This window comes from Nocardioides glacieisoli, assembly GCF_004137245.1.
In the GTDB taxonomy this organism is placed as follows: domain Bacteria; phylum Actinomycetota; class Actinomycetes; order Propionibacteriales; family Nocardioidaceae; genus Nocardioides; species Nocardioides glacieisoli.
Map to the genome: position 1 here is coordinate 1 of NZ_SDWS01000021.1, position 9,824 is coordinate 9,824.

Consider the following 9,824-nt stretch of genomic DNA (forward strand, 5'->3'; position numbering starts at 1 on the left):
CAATCACCACCGCGGACACACCTCGCTCAAGGGCAAATCACCCATCGACCTCGTGCCCAACGTGCCTGGACAGAACACCTAGAGCAGGTCGTGGCACCCGTGAGCCGAGTGTGTCTAACCGGCACTCGGGCCAACGCCGCCACCGGGCGACGACGCGCTCATGGCAAGTTCGCTGCCCTCACTGCACGAACCACCCGGAAGTCGCACCCTGCCCTCGAGGCGGATGTCTGCCGAGGACGCCCCGACCGACAGGTTCACCGGTCCGGCAGGCATAATCCAGCGGCCGTCGTCGGTATCCCAATAGGCGAGCGACTTGCAGGCCAGCTCAACGGTGACCCGCTTTCGCGACTGTCGCTGAATGTCGACCCGCGCCCAACCTGCCAGCTGGGTCACCGGCGTCCCGACACGTCCAGGCAACCCGCCCGCATACACCTGTGCCACTTCCACGCCTCGGCGCTGCCCTTGATTCCGGACAGTGAAACTGGCCCTGACCGTGCCGTCCTCGACAGCGTGCGCGAGATTGCGGTAGCGGTAGCTGGTGTACGAAAGGCCGTAGCCGAACGGGAAGAGCGGCGTTGCTCCCGCAGCCGCGTACCCGCGGTATCCGACGTCGACGCCTTCGGTCAGTTCAACGTCCCGGGTCTCCGGGAACAACAGTGAGTTCCGGATCCCCAACTCGTCCGTCGCCTGGGTCTCCGTAGCGGGATCCCTCACCGGCAACCGGTCGTCACCCGGCTGACATGAGCTGGGCGCGGCGGCCTCCCGCGTCTTCGTACCTGCGGTCGCCGCAGGGCTCGGCCGCTTCGGCACGCGGCAGCGGCAGCCCGGCCTGGCCTGGCCGTCGTACCGCGAAGGCTTCGACCAGTCGGCCCTCCCTCGCAGGCCGGATCAGTCGTGGAGGCGTCGGTCGAGGTGCGCGACCAGCGTCTCGTAGAGCGAAGGGTCGTCGTGGTTCCCGACCAGGAGGCCGGCGAGGACCTGCAGACGGCGCAGGTCACGGCAGTCGGAGAGTCGGGTCCGGTCGATGGGCCGGGGTAGGCGGCCAATGCGTCGTCTGTGATCGTCATCGAGGCCATGTCCCACTCCACGGGCCCGACACACACGTCCTCGAAGTCGGTCCAGAGTGGTCCGTCCGGCGTCATGAGCACGTTTCCTGTGTGGGCGTCTCCATGCAGGGGACGGGCCGGCCAGGACCGGGTCAAGGGGACCAACTCGGCGGCAGCGCGATGGAGGGTCGGATCTGATGAGATCGCCAGCGCCGGGGAGATGTCGGTGAGAGGGCCGATCAGGGTGGGCAGGTCACCGGGGTAGCGGGCCAGTGCGTCGTGCAACGGTCCCAGCATCGCGCCGAAGCCGGCGGCTGATACTTCGCGGGAGTCGTGTTCGGTCCAGTGCCACAGGCACACTTCCAGTCCCTCTGCGATGTGGGGCCCCGGGTCCTCCCACGGGGCGACGATAGGTACGCCCGAGGCGGCGAGGAACTGGGCGACGAGCACTTCACGTTCGAGCCAGGGCAGGGGGTGTGGGCGCAGTGCGCGCCCGACGGTCACGACGCGGGTGACTACTGGTGCGGGCCTGAGTCGTACGCGAACGCTGTAGCCCTCGGCGATGACCTCGGGATCGTCGGCTGGCAGCCCCAATGCCCGAGCACAGGCGACGGATGCCGACACCGCATCGGCAGTGGTGGGGAGGACAGCCACGCCGTCGACGGTTTGTCGCTCATCGAGGTCGTCGTCCATGGCGGCCACTTGACAGGGCGGGCAACCGCGTCGATGGCGGCTATAAAGACGCACGTCGCCAGATGCACGGATCGCGGCCATGTGAGTGTGCTTCTTCGCGAACGCTTGGTGACGCGACTCGGCCGGGGCAGGTGGCGCAACCAGGATCTCGAGCAGGTGCGCAGCCCGAGGCGAGCGTAGGGCTGGGACGATGATCCGGTGGAAGAGTTGATTTCTCTGTTGGGCCACCGTGTTCGCCTCGTCGACCTGACACACCGTCTCGGACCGTCGCCGAGCGAGCCGGTACCCCCGTGGCTGGAGGCACAGACGCATGAGGAAGGCGCCGAGGTGTGGGAGGGCATGTTCGGCATCCCACGTGGGGCTCTGCCAGGCGGACGGGGTTTCGCCGGTGAGATGCTGCACCGGCTGTCCACGCACGCGGGTACCCATGTGGACGCGCCGTGGCACTACGCGCCGACAGCAGGCGGTGCACCTGCCGCCACCATCGACCGTGTGCCGCTCTCGTGGTGCGTCGGTGACCTGGTGGTGGTGGACGTGTCGGACCTGCCCACCGGGCACCTGATCGGCCGAGACGAAGTGGTCGAGCGCCTTGCGGGCATCGCACCCGATCTGCAGGTGGGCGCTGTGGTGGCGTTCTACACGGGCGCGGAGCGGCTCTGGGGTGATGAGAAGTTCTGGGAGACCGGGTGTGGTCTGGGACGTGAAGCGGTGCTGGCGCTGCTCGAGCGTGGCGTGCGGACCATCGGTACCGACGCCTGGAGCTTGGACCGGCCATATCCGCTGATCGGCGCGGAGTGGCAGCAGCGGCGCGATCCGGCGGCGCTGTGGCCCGCGCACTTCGCTGGCATCGAGCAGCCTTATCTGCAGATCGAGAAGCTGGCCAACCTCACGGCGGTGCCTGCGATCGGGGCCACCATCCTCGCGTTCCCGATCAAGGTTGAGTGCGGCAGCGGAGCGTGGACGCGAGCCGTAGCTCTAGTCGCAGAGCCAGGCGAGCGCTGAACCACCACGGAGCCGCAGTGCGGTTGCGCACTGTGCGTGGGTCGTCTTCGGGCGCGGACGCGCTTTGTGCGTCGGGGACGACCCAGCACCGGGGCCGTCGACGGATCTCCTGAGCCGCTGCCCCCTGCCCGGTCGGGCAGATTCGTATGGCGGCGTCGGCGATGCTCGTGCCGTGAACCAGCTGCCCGACGCCGTCGTGAGCCTGTCAAGATTTCTGTGTAAGCGGTCGGTCCCTCGTGGTTGATTTCTCTTACAGGTAGGGGTTGATGCGGTCGGGGTACGCGATCGCGAGCTGGGCCAGGGCCTGTTTCCAGTTCGTCACGACCTGGCCCTCGACCAGGCGTGGCTTGGCCTTGCGTTCGGCTGCCGGCTTCCCACGTTCCTTGGCCCGCTCGCGGGCTCTCTTGTCCTCGATGTTGCAGATCGCCAGCCACAGCAGCTTCACCACGGCGTCGTCGTTGGGGAAGTGGCCGCGGTTCTTGGTGACCTTGCGCAGCTGGTAGTTCAACGACTCGATGCTGTTGGTCGTGTAGATCACCCGCCGCAGCTCGGGCGGGAACGCCAGGAACGGGATGAACCGCTCCCACGCGGACTCCCAGGTCGCCACGGCGTGTGGATACTTCTTGCCCCAGATGGAGTCCTGGAACGCGGCGAACGCATCGCGTGCGGTCTTGTCGTTCGACGCGGTGTACATCGGCTTCAGCGCCTTCGCCACTTGCTTGCGGTCGCTGTAGGACACGAACCGCATCGAGGCCCGGATCAGGTGCACCACGCACGTCTGGACGGTCGCGTGCTGCCAGGTCGCCTCGATCGCCTCGGGCAGGCCGGTGAGGCCGTCGCAGCACACGATGAGCACGTCACGCACGCCGCGGTTGGCGAGCTCGGCGCACACGCCGGCCCAGAACTTCGCACCCTCGGACGTCTGGATCCAGATCCCCAGCACGTGCTTGATGCCGTCCATGTCGACGCCGACGGCGATGTGGGCCGACTTGTTGATCACGTGTGCGCCATCGCGGACCTTGACCACGATCGCGTCGAGGTAGACGACCGGATAGAACGCGTCGAGTGGCCGGGCCTGCCACTCGAGGATCTCCTCCGCGATCGCGTCGGTGATGTTCGAGATCGTCTCGTGGGACAGCTCGGTCCCGATCGTCGAAGCGAGGTGGTGGCCGATGTCCCTGACCGTCATCCCGCCGGCGTAGAGGCTGATGATCATCTCGTCCAGCCCGGACAGACGCCGGCTGCCCTTCGGCACCAGGGTCGGTGTGAACGTCCCGTCACGGTCGCGTGGGATCGCCAGATCGATGTCCCAGGACTGGGTGGCGACCTTCTTCGGCGTCGTCCCGTTCCTCGAGTTCGACACCGCAGACGCCTCGGGCGCGCCCTTCTCATAGCCCAGATGGCTGCTGAGCTCGGCCTGCAGCCCTCGTTCGAGGGTGGCCTTGATCAGCCCCGGGATGAACCCGCCATCGCCGGTCAGCTCGATCTCACCGGAGTCGATCTTGGCGAACAGCCCGTCCAGTGCCCCGGACGCCGCGAGCTCGGCCGCGGCCTTCGAGCCCGGCATGTCCGCCCGATCGGCACGCCGCTCGGCGGCCGCCTTCTTGTAGTCCGGTCGCCCGGTCCCTTCGGTCACAGCACTCATCATCGTTCCTTTGCTGAGACCGACCGCTTACACAAACCATCTGACACCCCCGCCGTCGTGGCCTCGCGGCCGACCGCCACCGTCGGCTGCTACACCGTCCCGGATAGCGATCGTCTGACGGCACAGTCACTTGCCACCCCCCAGGCCCGCTTCGCGTGCCTTCACGATGGCCGCGGACCGGTCGGAGACCTGGAGCTTGGTGAGGATGTTGGATACGTGGTTGCGTACCGTCTTCAGGTTGATCATCAACTCGTGGGCGATGGTCGAGTTGCCCTTGCCAGCAGCGACCAGCTCCAACACCTCGCGCTCGCGATCGGTCAGTGAGGGGAAAGCCGCTGCAGTGGATCCGGCGCCGCGGGCGAAGTGATCGATGACGCGTTGGGCGATCTCGCGGCCGAAGATCGCCTCGCCTGCCGCGGCGGCGCGGATCGCACGCACGATCTCGTCCTGCTCTGCTCCCTTGAGGAGGTAGCCGCGGGCGCCGGCGCGCATCGCCGCGAAGACGGAGTCGTCGTCCTCGAACATCGTGAGGACGACGACCGCCGGGGCGGACGCGCGCCGGTTGATTCTTCGCGTCGCCTCGATGCCGTCCAGCTCGGGCATGCGCAGGTCCATCAGCACGACGTCGGGAGCCAGCTCTTCAGCAAGCTCCACGGCGCGTTGACCGGTTTCAGCCTCACCGACGATGTCGATGTCGTCGACGTCGGCGAGCATCAGCTCGAGGCCGCGCCGGTACGCCGGGTGGTCGTCGACCGCGAGCAGCCGGATCATCGCTCGGCCCTGCTCTCCGCGCTCGCCGGAGGCTCCTCAACAGGCAGGACCGCACGCACGAGGAGGCCTCCTTCTCGCCGGTCGGAGATGTCGCAGGTGCCACCGAGCTCGGCGGCACGCTCGCGCATCGACGTCCACCCCACCCCGCTCGTAGTCGCCAGCGCCCGACCGCGCCCGTTGTCGGCGATGGTGAGTTCTAGGCAACCGTTCAAACACACGTCGACCCGGCAGCGGCTCGCGCCGGCATGGCGGACGGCGTTTGTCATCGCCTCAGATGCTATTCGGAAGGCAGCGACTTCGACCGCCGCGGGCAGCGCGGGCAGTGGCTCCGGCCCGGACACCTCGATCGTCAGCACTCCGGACAATGCCCCAGCGCGATGCCGGATCGCCGCAAGCAAGCCGACCTCGTCGATCGCCGGCGGCCTTAGGTCGTCGACGAGCCGGCGCACTTCCGCGATGGCGTCCTTGACCTCCTCGCGTGCCTCGGCAAGCAGTGCGGCGCGCGCGTCGACATCGGCGCGTGACTGCGCGGCGTTGAGCTTGAGCACGACGGCTGCCAGCGCCGGACCGACCCCGTCGTGAAGGTCTCGGCGGAGCCGGCGGCGCTCCTCCTCGCGGCCAGCCACGATCCGCGAACGCGACTCGCGGAGAGCCTGGCCCTGTCTCTCCGATCGGACGAGGACCGCCGCATACCGGGCAAGGTCGCGGAGGAGAGCCAGATCCGCGGATGACAGCTCCCGCCCGTGCGGCACTGCCACCGCGAGGTATCCGAAACTCTCGCCGCGATGCACCAGCGGCGTCCGGACGACACGATCGCCCGCCTCGCCGGGCCGGGTGTCCACCCACGCGCGATCGGCACGGAGAGCCTCGGCGATCGCATCAGTGACCGCGTCGGTGACGGGAGTGCCGAACGTGTCAGATGCTGCAGCGTCGGCCCGGTCGGCGAGCAGGCGGAGGGCTTGGTGCGGCTGGGACCTGTAGCCGTAGACCCACCGCTCGACCCGCCTGCCGAGCCAAGCGTAGGCCGGGTGCACCGCGACTGCGACCACGGCGACCGTGAGTAGGCCACCCAAGGTGTCGTTCCCGCCGACTCGGGCGACGGCGAGGAGCAGAAGTGCGTACAACGCCACCACACCGACAACCAGGACGCCATAGGTGAGCGTGCGGCTGAGGACGAGCTGGATGTCGAAGAGGCGATAGCGCAAGATCGCGATCGTGATGGTGGCAGGCAGCGCAGTGCTGACACCGGTGAAAGTGGCAGCGGTAACCCAGGGATTGTCACTAAGCAGGAAGTGGTTCGCCCACAGCAGGAGTAGCCCCAGCGGGACGGCCAGCGCACCCCAGACCAGCCACAGGAGTTGGAGCCTGGTCTCGCCCGCCGATGCCTTGAGCCGGCTGCGCACGGCGACAGCGGAGCCGAAGAACAGAAGTACGACGAGCAGCAGCCCGACCGTCCCGAGTACTGCCGACACCGCCGGCGATAGCCATGCCACCGGTGGGGCGAGCCCGTCGTGCTCCTGCCGGAACGTACTCCGGTCACCGGCCGCACCCACGAGAAGAATGGCTGCGCCCGCCAGCCCAACACGGACCCAGAGCAGCCACCGACTTGAGAGCGGACGCCCATCGGGCAAGACGTAGGCGATCAGGACCAACCATAGGAACAGGAAGACCCAACCGCCGGCGAGCAGCTGGTCGGCAACTAAGGCCGCCGTGGTCGTGCTCGTGAACTCGGAGCCACCCAACAGCAGGCCCACCGACAGCCCGTGCGCCACCAGCAGGCAGCCGATCCGACGCTGACCACGCCGCACGAGCAGCAGACCAAGCGTGATCGGGACCACCGTCGCGAACACAACGGCCGTGAAGAACATGTCCACAGTCTGACGGCGCGGCAGCCTCCCGTCTGCAGTCCCGGGAACACCTCCCGGCTCACCCGGGACGGCGACCTCGTGCGCCCGGGCGACTCGACCGGGATGGTCGCGGTGTCGGCGATCCCCGCCGGCATCATGCGGAAGGGAGTGGCGAGGTGCCTCGCAGCAAGTTCGAACGATTCCTGCCCTGGACGGGAGCGATCGCGGGCGCGGCCTGGATCGGGCAGATGTTCCTGTTCCGGACCGGCGACCAGGACTCACCCGGGTCGATGACCACTGCGGCGATCCGCGATCACCTGGCCCTGAACTACGCAGCCATCGGCTGCCTGGTCGTCATGGCGATCGCGCTGGTCTTCTTCGGGACCGCGCTCCGCAGCCACCTGCGTGCGGGCGAAGCTCGCGAAGCGACATACTCCAGCATCGTCTACGGCGGCCTGTTGCTCGTCGCTGCCGGCCTCTCACAGATGGTGATGTGGAACTGGGGTCTGATCAACGGAGCCGCGGACGCCAAAGACGACCAGGCCCTGGGGATCCTCAGCTTCGTGGGCTTCTTCGGGTTCGCCGGCATGGGCATTGGCATCGCCACCACCCTCCTCGGCGCCGGACTGGCCGGTCTGGCCAACGCCGTACTGCCGCGGTGGTTCGCGATCCTCACCCTCGTGCTGGGCGTACTCAGCGCCCTGGGCACCGCGGGCATCCCACCCGGTGGCCTGGTGAACTACCTGCTCCTCCCGCTCTGGCTCATCACCGCCGCGATCATCCTCGTCCGACGGCAGGGCGAGGCCGATCTGTCGTTGAGCCTGAAGGGCTCCGTCGTCTCTGACAGGACCCGCGAGCGCTCGAGTTGGTAGCCCGTCACTAGGCAGGCGAGATCCGCCCCCGCCCGTTGATGGGATGGTCGGTGTCACCGCAAGACGAACCGCTATCGGACGAGGTCCTCGGTGGTTGGCTTCTGGGGTGCGTCGCTCGCCAGCGTCCCGCGTGGGTGTCGGTTGCGGGACGCCAGCGAGATGCTGTCAGCGTCTTGTGGAGGCGTCGACGAGTTCTGCCTTCGCCGCCAGGCGTTGGCGCTGGATGGCGCGATAGACGGTGGAGCGGCCGACACCGAATAGTTCGGCGACCTCAAGGGTGCTGTATTCGCCGCTGTGGACCAGGGAAACCAGGTGTGCCTCTTGCTTCCGGCTGAGTTATGAGTTTGGGCTGCTTGCCCTTCAGCCGACCTTTGGCCTTGGCGACCTTCATGCCCTCGACGGTTCGGAGCCGGATCAGGTCGGACTCGAACTCCGCAACCATGGCCAGGACGTTGAAGAGCAGCCGTCCGACGGCATCGGTGGGGTCATAGACCGACCCGCCCAGGCTCAGGCTGATCTGTCGAGAGGTGAGTTCGTCCGCGATCGCTCGGGCGTCTGGAAGCGACCGGGCAAGGCGGTCAAGCTTGGTCACCACAAGGGTGTCACCGGCACGGCAGGCCGCGAGTGCCTCGCGGAGCCCGGGCCGTTCTCGGTTGGTGCCCGTCAGGCCGTGGTCGACATAGATGCGCTCGGCCTCAACACCGAGGCCGAGCAGAGCGTCGCGTTGGGCAGTGAGGTCTTGTGCATCGGTGGAGCATCGGGCGTACCCGACAAGTAGTGCGCTCATGGCGCACCTCCCAAAGGTTTGGCCCGGCCACGCCACGGGATGTGGTCGGCTCGGGCATCAGGCTGAACCCGATACCACCAGCGACTGCCTTTCTTTCCCGATCCGCAAGTACCGTCACTTACCGCCGCTTCCCCCGATCCGTTTTTCGTAATACGATTTTGGCCATGGTCAGCGAAGAGCAGATCCAGCAATGGGCGGACGAGGCCGAAGCTGGCTACGGCGTCGACGAGATGAAGCGCCGCGGACGCGGTCGGCCCGGGCGTGGCTCCGAGCCGATGCAGGTCGTTGCAGTACGCCTCACAGCGGACGAGCTCGCTGCGGTCGACGCAATTGCCGAGCGAGAGCACATCACGAGATCCGAAGCGATCCGCAGGGCGCTGGCCGGCTCTGCGGCGTGAGGATCCACGACAGCGCACTCAGACACGGGGTACTCCCAGAGGACGCAGTTCAGGCAGCCGACTGGCCGCTCTGGGTCGAACCGATTGATGACGAGGACTGGCCGCACCGCGAACTACGACTCGGCTTCGACACCCAGGCCCGCCTGCTCGAGACCGTCGTCCTGATCTTCGAGAGCGGCGACGAGATGGTCATCCACGCCATGCCGGCCCGCAAGCAGTACTGGGATCTCCTGCCCTGAACCGGACGACTCACGCCTCGTAAGCGGGCTGGATACGCGGAACGTGACCAGTACGGGATCGGCTTACGAGATGGCCCGGAGCGCGGGGAAGGCCAAGAACTCCCGTCTTTGCAGCGTCAGCGACACATTGTCGGTGAGCTCTGCACGTGCTCGTAGACTTCTTAGATGAGTCTCACGCCCGAGCAGGCCGAACGCGTTCTCTCGCTGGCCCTCGACCTGGCCCGCGCCGGCGAGACTGAGCAGCTGGGGGAGTTCCTCGACCACGGCGTCCCCATCAATGCGGTATCCGAGTCGGGCGACTCGTTGCTGATGCTGGCGGCCTACCACGATCGTCTCGACACCGTGAACATGCTGCTCGACCGCGGCGGCGACCCCGACCTGCGCAACGCTCGCGACCAGTCGATCGTCGCTGGTGCCTTGTTCAAGGGCGCCGATGAGGTCGTACGTCGACTCGTAGGCGCCGGTGCCGACCTGGACGCCGGCACGCCAACAGCCCGCCAGGCGGCCGAGATGTTCGGTCGTGG

General features: G+C 67.5%; 12 protein-coding genes. 5 read left to right on the forward strand and 7 right to left on the reverse strand.

Annotated elements, in window-relative coordinates:
* Nucleotides 1-114: 114 nt before the first annotated feature.
* Both EUA06_RS22045 and EUA06_RS23435 read right to left on the reverse strand, forming a co-directional pair.
* A complete protein-coding gene (locus EUA06_RS22045) occupies nucleotides 115-654 on the reverse strand; it encodes a fibronectin type III-like domain-contianing protein (protein WP_165354511.1) in 540 nt (179 codons plus the stop codon).
* Nucleotides 655-710: 56 nt separating this feature from the next.
* Entirely contained in the window at nucleotides 711-2,051 is a 1,341-nt protein-coding gene (locus EUA06_RS23435; RefSeq protein ID WP_129479830.1) for a phosphotransferase enzyme family protein, read from the reverse strand.
* On the opposite strand from EUA06_RS23435, the gene EUA06_RS22055 reads away from it, so the two are divergent.
* Nucleotides 1,938-2,741 (forward strand): cyclase family protein, encoded by an 804-nt coding sequence (locus EUA06_RS22055; RefSeq protein WP_129479832.1) that lies wholly within the window; start codon nucleotides 1,938-1,940, stop codon nucleotides 2,739-2,741. The genes EUA06_RS23435 and EUA06_RS22055 overlap by 114 nt on opposite strands.
* A gap of 250 nt (nucleotides 2,742-2,991) precedes the next feature.
* Here EUA06_RS22055 and EUA06_RS22060 read toward each other — a convergent pair whose 3' ends face one another.
* From EUA06_RS22060 to EUA06_RS22070, 3 genes are all read right to left on the reverse strand, one after another.
* The gene (locus EUA06_RS22060) at nucleotides 2,992-4,308 is read right to left on the reverse strand and encodes an IS256 family transposase (RefSeq protein WP_129479841.1); all 1,317 of its coding nucleotides are present in this window, start codon (nucleotides 4,306-4,308) and stop codon (nucleotides 2,992-2,994) included.
* A 204-nt stretch (nucleotides 4,309-4,512) separates the two neighbouring features.
* Nucleotides 4,513-5,157 (reverse strand): response regulator transcription factor, encoded by a 645-nt coding sequence (locus EUA06_RS22065; protein ID WP_129479834.1) that lies wholly within the window; start codon nucleotides 5,155-5,157, stop codon nucleotides 4,513-4,515.
* Complete coding sequence (locus EUA06_RS22070) at nucleotides 5,154-7,025, reverse strand: sensor histidine kinase (RefSeq protein WP_129479835.1); 1,872 nt, start codon at nucleotides 7,023-7,025, stop codon at nucleotides 5,154-5,156. Before EUA06_RS22070 ends, EUA06_RS22065 begins: the two co-directional genes overlap by 4 nt.
* 155 nt (nucleotides 7,026-7,180) lie before the next feature.
* On the opposite strand from EUA06_RS22070, the gene EUA06_RS22075 reads away from it, so the two are divergent.
* On the forward strand, nucleotides 7,181-7,876 hold the full coding sequence (locus tag EUA06_RS22075; protein WP_129479837.1) for a hypothetical protein: 696 nt from the start codon (nucleotides 7,181-7,183) through the stop codon (nucleotides 7,874-7,876).
* Nucleotides 7,877-8,041: 165 nt separating this feature from the next.
* On the opposite strand, the gene EUA06_RS23165 is transcribed toward EUA06_RS22075, so the two are convergent.
* Together EUA06_RS23165 and EUA06_RS22080 are read right to left on the reverse strand one after the other, a co-directional pair.
* Nucleotides 8,042-8,188 carry a helix-turn-helix domain-containing protein gene (locus EUA06_RS23165; RefSeq protein ID WP_340640804.1) on the reverse strand — a complete coding sequence of 49 codons (147 nt, stop codon included), beginning with the start codon at nucleotides 8,186-8,188 and terminating at the stop codon, nucleotides 8,042-8,044.
* Nucleotides 8,148-8,663, reverse strand: a complete 516-nt coding sequence (locus EUA06_RS22080; protein WP_242498325.1) for a recombinase family protein — start codon at nucleotides 8,661-8,663, stop codon at nucleotides 8,148-8,150. The genes EUA06_RS23165 and EUA06_RS22080 overlap by 41 nt, the downstream gene beginning before the upstream one ends.
* Before the next feature lie 164 nt (nucleotides 8,664-8,827).
* Here EUA06_RS22080 and EUA06_RS22085 point away from each other — a divergent pair, with 164 nt between their 5' ends.
* The 3 genes from EUA06_RS22085 to EUA06_RS22095 form a co-directional block, all read left to right on the forward strand.
* Nucleotides 8,828-9,061, forward strand: a complete 234-nt coding sequence (locus EUA06_RS22085) for a ribbon-helix-helix protein, CopG family (RefSeq protein ID WP_010834965.1) — start codon at nucleotides 8,828-8,830, stop codon at nucleotides 9,059-9,061.
* Nucleotides 9,058-9,300: a toxin gene (locus EUA06_RS22090; protein WP_129479839.1), complete on the forward strand. Its 243-nt coding sequence runs from the start codon at nucleotides 9,058-9,060 to the stop codon at nucleotides 9,298-9,300. The genes EUA06_RS22085 and EUA06_RS22090 overlap by 4 nt, the downstream gene beginning before the upstream one ends.
* 165 nt (nucleotides 9,301-9,465) lie before the next feature.
* Nucleotides 9,466-9,824: ankyrin repeat domain-containing protein (locus tag EUA06_RS22095; RefSeq protein WP_165354513.1), on the forward strand; the 359-nt coding region annotated here is incomplete at its 3' end.